Annotated in this window: 13 protein-coding genes; 9 read left to right on the top strand and 4 right to left on the bottom strand. The window is 67.2% G+C overall.

Annotated features, from left to right (window positions below):
- Nucleotides 1–27: 27 nt before the first annotated feature.
- From ACHMXB_RS15265 to ACHMXB_RS15250, 4 genes are read right to left on the bottom strand one after another with little or no spacing between them, the layout of a single operon-like run.
- The gene (locus ACHMXB_RS15265; RefSeq protein ID WP_395399645.1) at nucleotides 28–456 is read right to left on the bottom strand and encodes an ATP-binding protein; all 429 of its coding nucleotides are present in this window, start codon (nucleotides 454–456) and stop codon (nucleotides 28–30) included.
- Entirely contained in the window at nucleotides 449–781 is a 333-nt protein-coding gene (locus ACHMXB_RS15260; protein WP_395399643.1) for an STAS domain-containing protein, read from the bottom strand. The genes ACHMXB_RS15265 and ACHMXB_RS15260 overlap by 8 nt, the downstream gene beginning before the upstream one ends.
- Nucleotides 771–2,762, bottom strand: a complete 1,992-nt coding sequence (locus ACHMXB_RS15255; RefSeq protein ID WP_395399641.1) for a glycosyltransferase family 2 protein — start codon at nucleotides 2,760–2,762, stop codon at nucleotides 771–773. Before ACHMXB_RS15255 ends, ACHMXB_RS15260 begins: the two co-directional genes overlap by 11 nt.
- Complete coding sequence (locus ACHMXB_RS15250; RefSeq protein ID WP_395399639.1) at nucleotides 2,759–3,871, bottom strand: PP2C family protein-serine/threonine phosphatase; 1,113 nt, start codon at nucleotides 3,869–3,871, stop codon at nucleotides 2,759–2,761. Before ACHMXB_RS15250 ends, ACHMXB_RS15255 begins: the two co-directional genes overlap by 4 nt.
- 333 nt (nucleotides 3,872–4,204) lie before the next feature.
- Here ACHMXB_RS15250 and ACHMXB_RS15245 point away from each other — a divergent pair, with 333 nt between their 5' ends.
- The 9 genes from ACHMXB_RS15245 (at nucleotide 4,205) to ACHMXB_RS15205 (ending at nucleotide 16,616) form a co-directional block, all read left to right on the top strand.
- Nucleotides 4,205–4,888, top strand: coding sequence for a response regulator transcription factor (locus ACHMXB_RS15245; protein ID WP_395399637.1), 684 nt, complete (start codon nucleotides 4,205–4,207; stop codon nucleotides 4,886–4,888).
- On the top strand, nucleotides 4,885–6,285 hold the full coding sequence (locus ACHMXB_RS15240; protein ID WP_395399635.1) for an ATP-binding protein: 1,401 nt from the start codon (nucleotides 4,885–4,887) through the stop codon (nucleotides 6,283–6,285). Before ACHMXB_RS15245 ends, ACHMXB_RS15240 begins: the two co-directional genes overlap by 4 nt.
- Before the next feature lie 38 nt (nucleotides 6,286–6,323).
- Entirely contained in the window at nucleotides 6,324–6,908 is a 585-nt protein-coding gene (locus ACHMXB_RS15235; RefSeq protein ID WP_395399633.1) for a TetR/AcrR family transcriptional regulator, read from the top strand.
- A gap of 336 nt (nucleotides 6,909–7,244) precedes the next feature.
- The gene (gene betA / locus ACHMXB_RS15230; RefSeq protein ID WP_395399631.1) at nucleotides 7,245–8,960 is read left to right on the top strand and encodes a choline dehydrogenase; all 1,716 of its coding nucleotides are present in this window, start codon (nucleotides 7,245–7,247) and stop codon (nucleotides 8,958–8,960) included.
- 2 nt (nucleotides 8,961–8,962) lie between these two features.
- A complete protein-coding gene (locus ACHMXB_RS15225) occupies nucleotides 8,963–10,471 on the top strand; it encodes an aldehyde dehydrogenase family protein (protein ID WP_395399629.1) in 1,509 nt (502 codons plus the stop codon).
- Nucleotides 10,472–10,635: 164 nt separating this feature from the next.
- Nucleotides 10,636–12,279 carry an APC family permease gene (locus tag ACHMXB_RS15220; RefSeq protein ID WP_395399627.1) on the top strand — a complete coding sequence of 548 codons (1,644 nt, stop codon included), beginning with the start codon at nucleotides 10,636–10,638 and terminating at the stop codon, nucleotides 12,277–12,279.
- A 59-nt stretch (nucleotides 12,280–12,338) separates the two neighbouring features.
- Nucleotides 12,339–13,496 carry an S-(hydroxymethyl)mycothiol dehydrogenase gene (locus tag ACHMXB_RS15215; RefSeq protein ID WP_395399625.1) on the top strand — a complete coding sequence of 386 codons (1,158 nt, stop codon included), beginning with the start codon at nucleotides 12,339–12,341 and terminating at the stop codon, nucleotides 13,494–13,496.
- A complete protein-coding gene (locus ACHMXB_RS15210) occupies nucleotides 13,493–14,113 on the top strand; it encodes an MBL fold metallo-hydrolase (RefSeq protein ID WP_395399623.1) in 621 nt (206 codons plus the stop codon). The genes ACHMXB_RS15215 and ACHMXB_RS15210 overlap by 4 nt, the downstream gene beginning before the upstream one ends.
- 145 nt (nucleotides 14,114–14,258) lie before the next feature.
- The gene (locus ACHMXB_RS15205) at nucleotides 14,259–16,616 is read left to right on the top strand and encodes an FdhF/YdeP family oxidoreductase (RefSeq protein WP_395399621.1); all 2,358 of its coding nucleotides are present in this window, start codon (nucleotides 14,259–14,261) and stop codon (nucleotides 16,614–16,616) included.
- The last annotated feature ends 4 nt before the right edge of the window (nucleotides 16,617–16,620 follow it).

The following is a 16,620-nucleotide window of genomic DNA, read 5'->3' as shown; positions in this document are numbered from 1 at the left end:
GGATAGGCCTGGGAGCCGTGACGGGGCTCAGGTACCAAGGGGATCCCTGTCCAGGATCCAGGTGTTCGTCCCGTCCTGCCGGGTGAACGTCACGGTGGTGACCAGCGCGCGGATCAGGGCCAGTCCGCGCCCGGACTCGGCATCCTCGCCGGGCATGGCGGGGGCGGCGTCGTCGAGGGCCGGGCTGGCGGCGCCGAATGCGCTGACCTTGGCCCGCAGGCTCGACAGCCGGATGCAGATGTCCACGCCCAGTTCCACCGGGTCCGCCGATTCCGGCTTTGCGTGCTGGACCACGTTGGCGGCGGCCTCGATCACGGCCGTGGCAAACGTCATCCGGTCCATGTCGGGAACGAACGGGGCGTCCTCCCAGATGTCGTCCAGCTGGCTGTGCACGGCGTCGACGGCCTCGGGTGCCGCCACGCTCCGGAAGCTGCGGCGGGCCAGGACGTCAGTCATTGCCGAACGCCTCCTCAGCGGTGGCATAGGACGTCAGTACCCGGTCCATGCTGGTCAGCTCCAGGACCATCTTCACTTGTGGCTGGACGGCTGCGATCCGGAGGTCGCCGCCTGCCTGCCGGGCCGCTTTCAGGCAGCCGATGAGGGCTCCAAGTCCGGAGGAATCCATGAAAGCGGTGTCCTCGAGGTTCACCACGATCCGGCTGGATCCCGAAGCGACAACGTCCGCCACGAACTCCCTGAGCTTAGGCGCTGACACCATGTTCAGGCGGCCGGCGGCCTTGATTTCGGCGTATGAGTCCCTGACCTCGTAACTAAGATCCATCCGTCTTCCTCTCTTCGATCAAATCCTCTGCCGGAACAGCCGCCGGCGCGGAATCCTCTGCTTCAAAACCCTTATACAGAACGGCCCGGACCAGGATGCTCATGACCACGAGGTCGAACACCACCCAGGCCACGTTGACCAGCGTACCGATCGGTTCGGACATGCCCGCGAGCAGCCGCGCGATGCCCACCACCGACGAGATGGCCAGCAGTACGGACACCACGATCTGCGGCCGGATCAGGCTCCAGCTGGGGCCGCCGGTCTGGCGGTCCTTGGGGGTGACGGCGAACCCCAGGGGGCGCCCGAACCAGACGTTCCGGGCCGCCGTCGTACATGCCTTGATCCAGGTGGGGAACAGCGCAAGGCTGTACTGCTGCCCACGCCAGGTGGGGATACCGCGGCCGGCGATGGCAAACAGCAGCTGGTTGACCACCATGAACGGAATGAACCTGATGAAGAAGTCGGTGCTGAGGCTGGTGACCGGCAGAATCCCGAGCAGCAGGTACACGATGGGGGCGGCAAAGTAGATCACCGCAGCGAAGCCGCTCAGGTACGTCCACATGGTGGCGAAGTACATGAGCCGCTGGCCCAGTTTCAGGCCGCGCTGCACCAGCGGGTTTTCCCGGATCATCACCTGGATAGTGCCCTGCGCCCAGCGCAGCCGCTGCGTCAGCATGGTGGCGAGATCCTCCGGGGCGAGGCCGTAGGCGAGGACCTCGTGGTGATAGACGCTCTCCCATCCCATGCCGTGTATGCGCATGGCCGTGGCCATGTCCTCGGTCACGGAGATGGTGGCCAGCGGCATGACGGGCTGGGCTTCGCCGGTTCGTTCCACGGAGAGTGCGTCCAGCACGGCCTGCACCGATTCGATGGCACCAAGCGGGGACCAGTCCCGCGCGGACATGCGCTGCACCGCGTCGTCGGCCACCACGGGGACGCCGGAATGACCCACGTGCGCCAGTTCCATGGCGGCGATTTCCTCAAGGTCGGCCTGCAGCGCTGACACATCGGCCTGGACGAGGGCCTGGACAGCCTCGTCCACCTTCCGGCGCACCCGGTAGGTGATCTCGCTGAGGGATTCCCCGTCGTCGAGCCTGCGCCGGGCCTCCGTGGTGGCGGCCTCCACCTCGTCCAGCATCTGGGCCACGAGGAGGTTGTCCGAATCGGCCGACTTCCGGGCCTTGCGGATGGCCGACTGGGAGGCCGCCAGGGCGCGGCGGATGCTCTTTTCCGTCTCCTTGACGTATCCCACCAGGCCTAGCTGCATGAGGGCCTCGCGGCGGAGGACGGCGTTGGAGCCGCAGAAGAAGGCCGCATTCCAGCCGTCCTTGCCCTGCTGGATGGGGCCATAGAACAGCGGCGCCTGGCTGCCCAGGGGATCGGAGGCGGGGACGTTGCTGAAGTACTGCGGCGTCTGCACCAGTGCAACCTTGGGGTTGGTGAAGTAGCCCAGCGTCTTGTCGAGGATGTCCGGCTCGGGGATCTGGTCGGCGTCGAGGATCAGCAGGAACTCGCCCTCGGTGACCATCAGGGCGTTGTTCAGGTTGCCGGCCTTCGCGTGCCGGGGCATGTTCTTCCAGTCCGCGCTGCGGGTGACGTACCCCAGCCCGTGCTCCTCGGCGAGGCGCTGCATCTCGGGGCGGGCGCCGTCGTCGAGGATCCACGTGCTGTGCGGATGCCGGATGCGCTTCGCCGCGAGGGCCGTGGTCATCACGAGGTCCAGCGGCTCGTTGTACGTGGTGATGAAGACGTCCACGGTGGCGTCGGCGGGGGGCGGTGGCGCGGCCTTGCGGATCTTCAGGCGCCACACGGTCATGCCGAACAGCATGACGTCGATGAGGCTGTAGGTCTCCGCGGCCACGAGCGGCACGGCGATCCACCAGGCTTCCCAGTTCAGTGACGCCAGCCACCGCCAGGCGATGTAGTTGATCCCGAGGAGTACCGTCAGGAGGACCACCACCCGGGTCCAGAAACGCGTCACTGCGCAGCCGTTCCGGCCAGGCGCCGCACCACAACCGCTGTGACGTCGTCCTCCGCCGTGTCGGCCGGGGCCAGTTGGAGCAAGGCGGCGCAGGCCGCCTCCGCCGTAGGCTGCCCGTGCGTCGACCGGCGGACGGCGTCGGTGAACTCCTCAACAGAGCCGAAGACGTCAAGGACGCCGTCGCTCACGACGGCGAGCGAGTCGCCGGGGGCAAGGTCCAGGACCGCTTCGGTCCAGCTGGCATCGGCCCAGGCCCCGACGGGCGGGCCGGCGGACGGAAGCCGCTGCGCACCGCCGTCGGCCTGCAGATGGATCGCGAGGCCGTGGCCGGCGTCGACGTAGCTGACTTTTCCGGAACCGGCGTCCAGCCGGGCGTGAAACAGCGTCACGAAGGATCCCGAGACGTCCAGGTCCGACGCGATCGAGCGGCTGGCCAGGCCGAAGGCAATGCCCAGGTCCGACTCGTCGCGGATCGAACGCATGACCGCACGGGCGGTGGCCGCGATGAGGGCGGCGCCCATGCCCTTGCCCATGGCGTCGGCGAACGTCAGGTGCAGCCCGTCCGGCGTCTGGTACCAGTCGTAGAAGTCCCCGCCCACGCTGCGCGAGGGGCGGAACACGCCTGCCACCTCGTAGCCGTCCAGGCGGACCTCCTCGCGGGGGAGCAGGCTTTGCTGCACCTCGGCGGCGCGGCGGAGGTCGTTTCGGGCGGCCTCGTCCGCTGCGGTTGTGCGGGAACGGCGGAACAGTGCGTTGATCCGGGACTGGAATTCCCGCGGGCTGAAGGGCTTGTTGATGTAGTCGTCCGCCCCGTTGTCCAGGCCGGTGAGCTTGTCCAGCTCGTCCACCCTGGCCGTGAGCATGATGATGAACGCGTCCGAGAACTCGCGCAGCCGCTTGCAGACCTCCAGCCCGTCCAGATCGGGAAGGTTCAGGTCCAGCGTGACCAGGTCCGCCTTGCTGTTTCGCACGGCCTCGATGCCCGGGAAGCCGGCACCGGCCTCGGTGACTTCGAAACCCTGCTTCGTCAACACCCGGACCAGCAAACCGCGGATGTCCGGATCATCCTCGATGACGACGGCGCGGCGCGGTTCAGGGGTAGCAGGCATGCCTCTATTAACTCCTGTCTCTACAGACTTGTCACGCCACAGGGGCAACACGCTCAGCCGGCTCGGCCTGCGTGAACCCGGTGTCGACGCTCCTTCACTTTTCGCTGTGTTTCTCCCGACGCTCCCTCAGCTTTTGCGGGCTTTTGGTCACCCCTTCCGCAATCGGTGCGGACGCGTCCGGGTTTTTCCCGCAGGTAGTGAGAGAGGGTTTGGGGATGGAGGGGGGCGGCTGGGGGACCTTGAGGGGCCAAGAATTGTCAAAGCTCGAAGAATTAGCCTGTCCAGGCCGTGGCTATTCGCCTCGGCACCGTTCCGGCCGGAAGATAATCGGATATGCAGATCCTGGTGGTTGAAGACGACGAATCGGTGGCCGCGGGCGTGCTGGAGGGCCTTACCCGGGCCGGCTTCCAGGCCCGGCACGTTGCCGACGGGGCAGGAGCGCTTGCCGAGGTCCGATCCTCCAGCCCTGACTTCGTGCTCCTTGACCTGGGCCTGCCGGACATGGACGGCACGGACGTCTGCCGGTCCATCCGGTCCCTGACACAGACGCCGATCATCATTGTCAGTGCCCGCGACGAGGAAATCGACCGGGTGCTGGCCCTGGAGCTGGGGGCGGACGACTACCTGGTGAAGCCGTTCGGGATGCGCGAGCTGGTCGCCCGGATCCGGGCGGTGGCCCGGCGCACGGCCGACCCGCAATCCGGGACCACCCCGCCGGTTGACGGCGCGCGCGTCATCGGCACCTTGAGCATCGACCAGCGCTCCCGGAGGGTCCAGGTGGACGGGACCGAAATCCACCTCACCGCCAAGGAGTTTGAGCTCCTGTACTACCTCGCGGAGGACCCCGGGGCCGTGTGTCAGCGCACCGACATTCTGCGCGCGGTGTGGGACGGCACCTGGTACGGAACCACCAAGACCCTGGACGCGCACGTGGCAGCCATCCGCAAGAAGCTCGGCGACCCCCGCTGGATCGAGGCGGTGCGCGGCGTAGGGTTCAGGCTGGACGCGCCCGGATGAGGTGGCGGCTGATTTCCGTGTTCATGGCCATCACGCTTCTGGTGGTGCTGGTGCAGGACATTCCGCTGGGCAGCTACCTCGTCCGGGTGGAACGCGACAGGCTGGCCACCTCCCTTGAACGCGATGCCTTCCTGCTCAGCGGGCGGGCACAGCAGCTGCTCGAAACGGGCGGGCCGGCACCCGGCACCGTGGCCGCCGCCGTCCGCGATTACGGCCAGGCCAGCGGGGCGCGCGTGGTGGTGGTGGACCGTTCCGGTACTGCCGTGGCAACGTCCGACGACGACCAGTCGGCTACCGGCGCCTCCTACCTTTCACGCCCCGAGATTTCCGCCGCGCTCGCCGGCCAGATCACCTCGGGCCAGCGGCACTCGGACACGTTGGGGTTCGACCTGGTTTACGTCACCGTTCCTGTCCTGAGCGGCGAGAACATCACGGGCGCGGTGCGCCTGACTTACCCGGCGTCTGTGGTGGACGACCGCGTCTCCGGCCAGCTGCGGGTGATGTGGGCGGTTGCGGGCATCACAGTGCTGCTCGCGGGACTGCTGGCCTACCTGATGGCCGGGGCCGTGACCAGGCGGATCAAGCGACTGCAGAAGGCCACCGAACTGCTCGCGGAAGGCAATCTCGCCACCCGCACCGAGGAGGACCAGGGGCCGCCGGAGCTGCGCACCCTGGCCCGGTCCTTCAACCAGATGGCGGACCGCCTGGAGCACCTCCTGCAGCAGCAGCGGGGGTTCGCCAGCGACGCGTCCCACCAGCTGCGCACCCCGCTGACGGGGCTGCGGCTGCGGCTGGAGAACGCCGTGGATGCCGTCGGCAACGATCCGGACGGCGCGCGCGTCATGGTGGCCGACTCCCTGGAGGAGACATACCGGCTACAGCGCATCATCGAGGGCCTGCTCCTCCTGAGCCGGGCGGACAGCCGACAGGTGGACCGGGAGAATGTGGACCTCAGCGAGATCGCCCGGAACCGCGTGGAGCAGTGGGAAGCGCTGGCCGAGGAAAGCGGGGTGCGGACGGTAGTGGACGCGGTTCCGGAGGCCAAGGTGGTGGCCATGCCCGGCGCGGCAGAACAGATCATCGACAACCTCATCGACAACGCCCTGGCCGTGTCCCCGCCGGACTCGGAGATCCGCCTGGTGGTCCGCCCTGACGGTACTTCGGGAGGTTATGAGCTTCACGTGCTCGACGACGGCCCCGGGCTTTCCGAGGAAGACCGGCAGAAGGCCTTCAACCGCTTTTGGCGCGGCCAGTCGACATCCGAGGGCAGCGGCCTGGGCCTGGCCATCGTCCAACAGCTCGCCGAAGCCAGCGGCGCCGCGGCCTCCCTCGGCGCCAGGCCGGGCGCCCCGGGCCTGGACGCGCGCGTCACATTCAAGGCCGCCCCGCGCCCCTGACGGATGCACCGTGACGGGTTTCGCCATAGTCTGGCCAAGTGGATACAAGCACCGTGAACTCCGGCGAACAGCTAGACAGGCAGGCACGCATTCTTGAAGCGGCGCTCAGCCTGCTGTCACGCCACGGCATTTCGGGTGTGAATATGCGCGCTGTGGCCCGCGAAGCCGGCGTCGCACTGGGGCTCGTGAATTACTACTACGAGGACAAGTCGAGCCTGATCCGTGCGGCCTTGCACCGGATCGACGAGCACGACCTCAGGCTGGTCGCGGCCGACCCCGCGTCGCCCCCCGACGAGCAGCTCCGCACGGCCCTCCGGCGCGTTGCCGGCCCGGAGCTCCTGACCACACAATATCTGTCCCTGCGACTCCACCTTTGGGCGCTCGCGCAAGCCCATGAAGACTTTGGACTGATTAACGCGGCGGCGTTTGAGCGGTATCTGGATGGCCTCGCGACGCTGATCGGGAATGCCAAACCCGAGCTCTCCAGCGAGGAGTGCAGGGAGCGGGCAGCCGACATCGTCGTCGTGCAAAACGGCATGTGGCTGACGGCGCTGCTTGGCGTAGACGAGGCATCCATCCGGAGGAGCCTCGCCCGCACGGAGCAGATCGCCTTCGCCGGCTAGCGAAACCAAACCCTGACCACGAACGGCCGTGCCCTGGCGGCCTGCGCCCAAAACTTCTTGAACATCAGTTCAGTTTTAACCTTGAACACTTGTTCAACCTGGACTACTCTGCATGTGTATGACCTACACCACACAAGCAGGGTCCCGCGGAAATAAAGGCGTTTCATCGCCGACTCCCGGTTTACGGCCCAGGCACAATTTCACTCGCCGCAGCCTCTGACCAACCCGTCACCCCCACATCGCGTTAGGGCTACCGGCCACCTAAAGGCCTGAGGCCAAACCAAGGACTCACACCTTCGTGAACGCTGATTTGCACCAGGTAGAAGGAGATTTTGCATGACACAGAGCAACTACGACTACGTCATCGTCGGCGGCGGAAGCGCGGGTTCCGTGCTCGCCAACCGCCTGAGCGACGGAGGCCAGAGCAGCGTCCTGGTCCTCGAAGCCGGACGGAGCGACTACCCCTGGGACCTTTTCATCCAGATGCCCGCCGCACTGACCTTCCCCAGCGGCAACCCGCTCTATGACTGGCGCTACGAATCCGATCCCGAGCCCCACATGGGCGGCCGGCGGGTGGCGCACGCCCGCGGCAAGGTCCTGGGCGGCTCCAGCTCCATCAACGGCATGATCTTCCAGCGCGGAAATCCGCTCGACTACGAGCGCTGGGGCGCCGACGCCGGCATGGAAACGTGGGACTTCGCGCACTGCCTCCCGTACTTCAACCGGATGGAAAACGCGCTGGCCGCAGATCCCGACGATGAACTGCGCGGACACTCCGGCCCGCTGGTGCTCGAACGGGGCCCCGCCACCAACCCGCTGTTCCAGGCCTTCTTCGCCGCGGCCCAGCAGGCCGGCTACCCCCTGACCGACGACGTCAACGGCTACCGCCAGGAGGGCTTCGCGGCGTTCGACCGCAACGTCCACAAGGGCCAGCGGCTTTCCGCCTCCCGCGCCTACCTGCGGCCCGAGTTCGGCCGGAAGAACCTGACCGTACTGACCCGGGCCCTCGTCACCAAGGTCAACTTCAAGGGCAACGTGGCCACCGGCGTCACCTACCGCCGCAACGGCAAGACCCACCAGGTGACTGCGGGCGAAGTGATCCTGGCCGGCGGCGCCATCAACACCCCGCAGCTGCTGCAGCTCTCCGGCGTCGGCAACGCCGCCCACCTGAACTCGCTGGGCATCAACTCCGTGGTGAACCTGCCCGGCGTCGGCGAAAACCTCCAGGACCACCTAGAGGTATACATCCAGCACGCCTGCACCCAGCCGGTGTCCATGCAGCCGGCCCTGGACGTCTGGCGCATGCCGTGGATCGGCATGCAGTGGATGCTGGGCCGCAAGGGCCCCGCGGCCACCAACCACTTCGAGGGCGGCGGCTTCGTCCGCTCCAACGAGGACGTGGCCTACCCCAACCTGATGTTCCACTTCCTCCCGGTGGCCGTCCGTTACGATGGCCAGAAGGCAGACGCCAAGCACGGCTACCAGGTGCACATCGGGCCCATGTACTCCGACGCCCGCGGCAGCCTGAAGATCAAGTCCACTGATCCCACGGTGCACCCGTCCATGCTGTTCAACTACCTTTCAACCGACCAGGACCGCCGCGAGTGGGTCGAGGCGATCCACGTCGCCCGCGACATCCTCGGCCAGTCCGCCATGGGCCCCTTCAACGGCGGCGAGCTGTCCCCCGGCCGCGCCGTGGAGACCGACGCGGAGATCCTCGACTGGGTGGCCCGCGACGCCGAGACGGCGCTGCACCCGTCCTGCACCGCGAAGATGGGCCCGGACTCCGATCCCATGGCAGTGGTCAACCCGCTGGACATGACGGTGCACGGCACCAGCGGCCTCCGCGTGGTGGACGCCTCGGCCATGCCGTACGTCACCAACGGCAACATCTATGCCCCGGTGATGATGCTCGCAGAGAAGGCTGCCGACCTGATCGCCGGCAAGGCGCCGCTCGCGCCCCAGCACGCCGAGTTCTACCGGCATGGCGTGAGTCCGCTGGAACGCGGCGGATCAATGCCAGTAGCAGCCACCGCGGCGGCGAAGGGCTAGGGATGAGCGTGACGATCGATACTGAACTGAAGCTCGTCCGGGGCCTGTACGTCGACGGCGCCTGGCAACAGGCGTCCGACGGCGGGACCACCACCGTGCGCTGCCCGGCTGACGGGCGCGAGGTCGCCGTCGTCGCCTCGTCGACCGTGGAGGACGCGGAGCGGGCGATCGCCAGCGCACGGGCCGCGTTCGACGACGGCCCGTGGCGCCGGCTCACGGACATCGAGCGCGGCGCGGTCATGCTCCGCGTCGCAGACCTCCTTGAGCGGGACAAGGCCGCCTATGCGCGGGCCGAGGCGCTGGACACGGGTAAGCGGCTCGTGGAGGCCGAGTACGACATGGACGACATCGCAGCGTGCTTCCGGTACTACGGCAAGGTCGCCGGGCTCGACGCCGGCCGGGTCATCGACACCGGCCGGGCGGATGCCATCAGCCGGGTGGTGTACGAGCCCCTCGGGGTCTGCGCGCTGATTGCGCCGTGGAACTACCCGCTGCTGCAGGCGGCGTGGAAGGTCGCGCCGGCACTGGTCGCGGGGAATTCGTTCGTGCTCAAGCCCAGCGAGCTCACGCCGTCCACCTCGATCCTGCTCATGGAGACCCTCGCCGAGGCGGGCGTCCCGGCCGGCGTCGCGAACCTGGTCACCGGGTCCGGGTCGAAGGTGGGCGGACCGCTGAGCTCCGACCCCCGCGTGGACTTGGTCTCCCTGACCGGAAGCCTGGCCACGGGTCAGACGATCATGGCCGCCGCCGCCGAAACCGTGAAGCGCGTTGCCTTCGAGCTCGGCGGGAAGAACCCCAACGTCGTCTTCGCGGACGCGGACTGGGACGCCGCCGTCGACAACGCCCTGACAGCGGTGTTCCTGCACTCCGGCCAGGTCTGCTCGGCAGGGGCGCGGCTCGTCGTCGAGGAGACGATCGCCGAGCGCTTTGTGGCCGAGGTCGTGGAGCGGGCGAAGAAGATCCGGATGGGCGGCCCCTTCGATCCCGACGCCGAGACCGGCCCGCTCATCTCCGCAAAGCACCGGGACCAGGTCCACGCCTACGTCCAGGCCGGGATCGCAGAAGGCGCCGAGCTCCTGTGCGGCGGCTACATTCCCGACGACGGGCCGCTCGCTGACGGGTACTTCTACCCGCCGACGGTGCTTGGCAACTGCCGATCCGGCATGAGCGTGCTCCTGGAGGAATCGTTCGGGCCTGTGCTGACAGTCGAGACGTTCCGGACCGAGGCCGAGGCCATCGCGATCGCAAACGACACCGAGTACGGCCTGGCCGGCGCGGTGTGGACCTCGGACGCATCGAAGGCCCAGCGCGTCGCGGGTGCGCTCCGGCACGGAACGGTGTGGATCAACGATTACCACCCGTACGTCCCGCAGGCGGAATGGGGCGGCTTCGGGAAGTCGGGGATCGGCCGTGAGCTCGGCCAGGCAGGCCTGGCCGAGTACCGCGAAGCCAAGCACATCTGGCAGAACATCGCCCCCGCCCCGAGCGGCTGGTTCGGCGCTGCCGGCTAGGCATCAACTTTGGGGGAGACGGCCGGGCGCTGCAGCACGGTGCCCGGCCGTCGATACACCTGCGTGAATCCAACTGCATTCGGTTTCACGGGGGTGTAGTGTTACCCGCGTCCAAAGGCGGCCGCGGGTCATCACCATCGTGCTTTTCTTACTTAGGAGTTCAGATGTTGGAACCCAGCAAGAGTACTGATTCAAGCGGCATGGACGAGTTCGGCTATGCCCAGACCCTGGACCGGAGCATCGGCAAGTTCGCCAGCTTCGCCGCCGGCGTCAGCTACATCTCCATCCTCACCGGCGTATTTCAACTGTTCTACTTTGGTTTCTCCATGGCCGGCCCCGCATACGCGTGGTCCTGGCCCATCGTTTTCGTCGGCCAGCTGATGGTGGCGCTGTGTTTTGCCGAACTGGCAGGCCGCTACCCCGTGGCCGGCTCGGTCTACAACTGGGCCAAGCGCCTCGCCTCCGGGACCTCGGCCTGGCTCGCCGGCTGGCTGCTGCTGCTGTCCTCCATCATGGCGCTGGGGTCCGTGGCGCTGGCACTGCAGATCACCCTGCCGCAGCTGTGGTCCGGATTCCAGATCGTCGGTGACGGCACCGGGACCTACGACTTCGCCCTTAACGGAGTTCTGCTCGCCACCATCATGATCACCATCTCCACCCTCATCAACGCGTTCGGCGTGAAGCTGATGACCCGGATCAACAGCATCGGCGTGTTCGTCGAACTGGTCGCGGCCGTACTGCTCATCCTCGCGCTGGGCTGGCACGTGGCGCGGGGACCCGAGGTCTTCTTCGACACCGCCGGATTCGGCGAGGGCCACGACCTCGGCTTCTTCGGCGTCTTCCTCATCGGCGCGATGGCGTCCGGCTACGTCATGTACGGCTTCGACACCGCCAGCTCACTCGGCGAGGAAACCAAGGACCCGAAGCGCACCGCCCCCAAGGCCATCCTTCGCGCCGTCACGGCCTCCTTCCTGCTGGGCGGGCTGATCCTGCTCTTCGGCATCCTCGCCGCGCCGGACCTCACCGACCCCAAGATCGGAGCTGCCGACGGCGGCCTGCAGCACATCGTGCTCTCCGTCCTGGGTGGCCCCTTCGGCAAAGCCTTCCTCGTGTGCATCGTTGTGGCGGTGGTGGTCTGCACGCTGGCCGTCCACGCCGCCGCCATCCGGATGATGTTCGCCATGGCCCGGGACAACAACCTGCCCTTCAGCCGGCAGCTCAGCAAGGTGGACCCGGTCCGCAGGACCCCCACCGTTGCGGCCATCGTGATCGGCGTCCTGGCCGTCATCCCGCTGCTTGTCAATGTCATGCAGCCGGCGATCTTCACGATTCTTTCCAGCATCAGCATCGTCCTGATCTACCTGTCCTACCTGCTGGTCACCGTTCCCATGCTGCGCAAGCGGTTCCTGAAGAAGTGGCCCCTGCGCGATGAAGGCCAGGGCGACGCGGGCTTCAGCATGGGTAAGTGGGGACTTCCAGTGAACATCCTCGCCGTGCTCTGGGGAGGGGCGATGACACTCAACCTGATCTGGCCGCGCCCCGAAATCTACAACTCGGTGCCGCCGTTCGAGTGGTACTTCCAGTGGGGCGGCGTCCTCTTCGTCGCCGCCGTCACCATCGGGGGCACCCTGCTCTACCGCCTGAAGATAAGGCACCAGACCGGTGTCCTCGCCGAGCATGCGGCTGCCGTGGCGGCCCACCCGTCCGCGGGTGAGGCCGGGCAGCCGCAGCCGGTCAGGGCAGGCGGCGGCGCGGAGGACGGCCTCGAACCGATGGACGATGATCTTGAACCGCAACGAGTCAGCTAGATTGGCAACGGGTGCCGTTGCCAACGAGTCCCCGGGACTCAGGAAAGGAACACTTACTCATGGTTCATAAAGTCAAGGCTGTTGTTGTCAGGGCGAAGGACGCTCCGGTGTCGGTGGAGACGATCCTGGTGCCGGATCCGGGTCCGGGCGAGGCTCTGGTGGATGTCCTGACGTGCGGTGTGTGCCACACGGATCTGCATTACAAGCTGGGCGGGATCGGTGATGAGTTCCCGTATCTGTTGGGCCATGAGGCCACGGGTGTGGTTTCCGCGGTGGGCGAGGGTGTGACGGAGGTGGCCCCGGGTGACCGGGTGATCCTGAACTGGCGCGCGGTGTGCGGGCAGTGCCGGGCCTGTGCGAAGGGCCAGCCGCAGTACTGCTTCAACACCTCGAACGCGGCGCAGAAGATGACCCTGGAGGACGGTACAGAACTGTCCCCGGCGTTGGGGATCGGGGCGTTCGCGGAGAAGACCCTGGTCGCTGCCGGGCAGTGCACCAAGGTCGATGAGGACGCGGACCCGGCCGCGGTCGGTTTGCTGGGCTGCGGTGTGATGGCCGGCATCGGTGCCGCGATCAACACCGGTGAGGTCAAGCGCGGGGAGTCGGTGGCCGTGATCGGCTGCGGCGGTGTGGGCATCGCCGCGATCGCCGGCGCGAAGCTCGCCGGGGCCACGACGATCATCGCCGTGGACATCGACGAGAACAAGATTCAGATGGCCAAGAGCCTGGGTGCGACGCACGGGGTGAACTCCCGCAGCTCTGACCCGGTCGAGGCGATCCGGGCACTCACGGGCGGGAACGGCGCGGACGTGGTGATCGAGGCCGTGGGGCGGCCCGAAACGTACAAGCAGGCGTTCTACGCCCGGGACCTGGCCGGCCGGGTGGTCCTGGTCGGTGTGCCGACCCCGGAGATGCAGCTCGAGTTGCCGCTTTTGGATGTGTTTGGGCGGGGCGGGTCGCTGAAGTCCTCCTGGTACGGGGACTGCCTGCCCTCCCGGGACTTCCCGATGCTCGTGGCCCACTACAAGGCCGGCAACCTTGACCTGGACGCGTTCGTGTCCGAACGGATCACCATCGACCAGGTCGAGGAAGCCTTCGAGAAGATGCACGAAGGCAAAGTCCTGCGCTCAGTGGTCGAAATCAGCTCAGTTGGCGAAATTCAGTCCGCAGGCGCCTCCACGGCGGCTGCTGCCGGGCCTGCGGTGGCCTCCGCATGAGTGTGGCCATCGAAAACCTCGTCACCTCGGGCACGTTCTCGCTCGATGGCGGGACGTGGGATGTGGACAACAACGTCTGGATCGTGGGCAACGAGACCGAGTGCGTGATCATTGATTCCCCGCACGACGCCGCCGCGATCATCAACCAGGTCCGCGGCCGGACGGTGAAAGCGATCCTGCTCACGCACGCGCACAACGACCACATCGGCGCCGCCCGCGAGGTCGCGGACGCCGTCGGCGCCCCGATCTGGATGAACCCGGAGGACCAGGTCCTCTGGGAACAGGTCTACCCCGGCACCACCCCGGATGCGGCAATCGCGGACGGGGATGAGTTCCAGGTCGGCGGGGCCACGCTGAAGGCGATCCACACCCCGGGCCACTCACCCGGGTCCACCTGCTTCCACCTCGAAACCGAGAACACCGTGTTCACCGGGGACACCCTGTTCAACGGCGGACCCGGCGCCACGGGGCGCTCCTACAGCGACTACCCCACCATCCTGACCTCCATCCGCGAACGGCTCCTCACCCTCCCCGCGGAAACCACCGTCAGGACCGGACACGGCGAGAACACCACCATCGCCGCCGAACGCGAAACCCTCGCCAAGGTCGCGCAGTAACAGTGGCGCAGCAGCGGGTGTCCCGGTAACAGGTGGCACAGTAAGAAGAAAGACAAGATCGCCACGAAGGCGCGCCAGGAATGCCTGGCGCGCCTTCGTGGCGATCAAAAGAGGCACGAAAGCAGCCGGTTAGGAAGTTGGAACAATGAAGTTCGGGAAGCAGCCCGCCCCCGTCGCGGACATCAACGAGGACAAGCTCGAAGTCCACAAGCCGAAGACCGAAGCCGCCGGCGTCAAAGCCGTGATGGTGGCGCTGGAACGCGCCGTGGCGCAGGCCGGCGTGACCCGCACGGCGCAGTCGCTGCTGCGGATCAACCAGCGCGGCGGGTTCGACTGCCCCGGCTGCGCGTGGCCGGAGTCGGACAAGAAGCGCAAGGCCGCCGAGTTCTGCGAGAACGGCGCCAAGGCCGTGGCCGAGGAGAACACCCTGCGGACCGTGGGGGCGGAGTTCTGGGCGAAGCACTCCATCGCCGAGCTGTCCGAGAAGACGGAGTACTGGCTGGGCAACCAGGGCCGGCTGAGCGAGCCGGTGGTCATCCGGGAGGGGGAGACGCACTACTCGCCGATCTCCTGGGCGGACGCCTTCGAGCTGATCGGCGAGCACATCCGGGCCAGCACGCCCGACCGGTGCGTCTTCTACACCTCGGGCCGCACGGCCAACGAGACCGCGTTCATGTACCAGCTGTTCGCCCGCTCCCTGGGCACCAACAACCTGCCGGACTGCTCCAACATGTGCCACGAGTCCTCCGGTTCCGCGCTGAACCCGACCATCGGCATCGGCAAGGGCACGGTGTCGCTGGAGGACATCCACGACGCCGAGTTGATCTTCGTCGTAGGGCAGAACCCCGGCACCAACCACCCGCGCATGCTGTCTGCTCTAAAGGAATGCAAAGACAAGGGCGGCAAGGTGGTGGCGGTGAACCCGCTGCCCGAGGCCGGCCTGTTCAACTTCAAGGACCCCCAGACCATCTCCGGCGTGGTGGGCGGCGGCACGCCGCTGGCGGACGAATACCTGCAGATCAAGGTGGGCGGCGACCTCGCCCTGTTCCAGGCACTCGGCCACCTGCTGCTGCAGGCTGAGGAACAGAACCCGGGCACCGTCGTCGACCGTTCCTTTATCGAGGCGCAGACCGACGGCTTCGACGCGTACGTCGACGCCCGTCAGGAACTGGACTGGGCGGAAACGGAGCAGGCCACCGGCCTGACCCGGCAGCAGATCGAAACCGTGGCCGGCATGCTGGTCAAGTCCAAGGCCAGCATCTTCTGCTGGGCACTGGGCGTGACCCAGCAGCCGCACTCGGTGGACACCATCAAGGAAATGGTCAACGTCCTGCTGCTGCAGGGCAACTTCGGCAAGCCCGGCGCCGGTGCGTGCCCGGTGCGCGGCCACTCCAACGTCCAGGGCGACAGGACCATGGGCATCTGGGAGAAGCCGAAGGAATGGCTGCTGGAGGCCCTCGACAAGGAATTCGGCATCGAGTCCCCGCGGCACCACGGCCATGACGCCGTGGAGTCCATGGAGGCCTTCGAGCGCGACGAGGTGGACGTGTTCGTGTCCATGGGCGGGAACTTCTCGCTGGCATGCTCGGACACGGAGACCCTGGAAGCCGGTATGCAGCGGATCGGCCTGACCGTGCACATCTCCACCAAGCCGAACCGGTCGCACGTGGTGCATGGCCGCACCTCGCTCATCCTTCCCACGCTGGGCCGAACGGACAAGGACGACAAGCACCCCAAGGGCGCCCAGTTCCTGTCCGTGGAGGACTCGATGTCCGTGGTCCACTCGACCCAGGGCAGGCTGCAGCCGGTGTCCGAGCATCTGCTTGCCGAGCCGGTGATCGTGGCCCGGATGGCTGAGGCAACGTTCGGCCCTGGCCACCCGGTGGACTGGAAGGCCATGGCCGAGGACTACGACGTGGTCCGCGACCATATCTCCCGGGTCCTGCCGGGGTTTGAGGACTTCAACGCCAGGGTCCGGACGAAGAACGGCTTCGTGCTGCCCAACCCGCCGCGGGACACGCGCTCTTTCGCCACGGACATCGGCCGGGGCCGGTTCACGGTCAGCCCGCTGGAATACCTCACCCCGCCGGCCGGGCACCTGGTGCTGCAGACCATCCGCAGCCACGACCAGTACAACACCACGTTCTACGGACTGGACGACCGCTACCGCGGCATCTCCGACGGCCGCCGCGTGATCCTGGTGCACCCCGAGGACCTCGCAGAACAGGGCTACAACGACCGCGACCTCGTGGATGTGGTGAGCACCTTCCAGGGCAACGACCGCCGCGCGGAGAAGTTCCGGCTGGTGGCCTACCCGACGGCGAAGGGCTGCGCCGCTGCCTACTTCCCCGAAGCGAACGCCCTGGTCCACAAGGAAAACGTGGCCCGGGTGTCCAACACCCCCGGCTTCAAGGCCATGTTCGTCCGCTTCGAACCGCACGCGGGCGGCTTTGCCACGGCGGAGGCTGAGGCCGGCGCTCTGGAACCGGCTTCGGCCAGCTGACGCG

This window comes from Arthrobacter sp. UC242_113 (assembly GCF_044054585.1).
Lineage (GTDB): Bacteria > Actinomycetota > Actinomycetes > Actinomycetales > Micrococcaceae > Arthrobacter.
Note: the sequence above shows the minus strand (reverse complement) of the source record. Positions and strands in the feature narration are given on the sequence as shown.

What these genes read in the sequence shown, in the direction of transcription:
- ACHMXB_RS15265 (WP_395399645.1), bottom strand. Translation starts at nt 456, where the DNA reads ATGACTGACGTCCTGGCCCGCCGCAGCTTCCGGAGCGTGGCGGCACCC.
- ACHMXB_RS15260 (WP_395399643.1), bottom strand. Translation starts at nt 781, where the DNA reads ATGGATCTTAGTTACGAGGTCAGGGACTCATACGCCGAAATCAAGGCC.
- ACHMXB_RS15250 (WP_395399639.1), bottom strand. Translation starts at nt 3,871, where the DNA reads ATGCCTGCTACCCCTGAACCGCGCCGCGCCGTCGTCATCGAGGATGAT.
- ACHMXB_RS15245 (WP_395399637.1), top strand. Translation starts at nt 4,205, where the DNA reads ATGCAGATCCTGGTGGTTGAAGACGACGAATCGGTGGCCGCGGGCGTG.
- ACHMXB_RS15240 (WP_395399635.1), top strand. Translation starts at nt 4,885, where the DNA reads ATGAGGTGGCGGCTGATTTCCGTGTTCATGGCCATCACGCTTCTGGTG.
- betA (WP_395399631.1), top strand. Translation starts at nt 7,245, where the DNA reads ATGACACAGAGCAACTACGACTACGTCATCGTCGGCGGCGGAAGCGCG.
- ACHMXB_RS15225 (WP_395399629.1), top strand. Translation starts at nt 8,963, where the DNA reads ATGAGCGTGACGATCGATACTGAACTGAAGCTCGTCCGGGGCCTGTAC.
- ACHMXB_RS15220 (WP_395399627.1), top strand. Translation starts at nt 10,636, where the DNA reads ATGTTGGAACCCAGCAAGAGTACTGATTCAAGCGGCATGGACGAGTTC.
- ACHMXB_RS15215 (WP_395399625.1), top strand. Translation starts at nt 12,339, where the DNA reads ATGGTTCATAAAGTCAAGGCTGTTGTTGTCAGGGCGAAGGACGCTCCG.
- ACHMXB_RS15210 (WP_395399623.1), top strand. Translation starts at nt 13,493, where the DNA reads ATGAGTGTGGCCATCGAAAACCTCGTCACCTCGGGCACGTTCTCGCTC.
- ACHMXB_RS15205 (WP_395399621.1), top strand. Translation starts at nt 14,259, where the DNA reads ATGAAGTTCGGGAAGCAGCCCGCCCCCGTCGCGGACATCAACGAGGAC.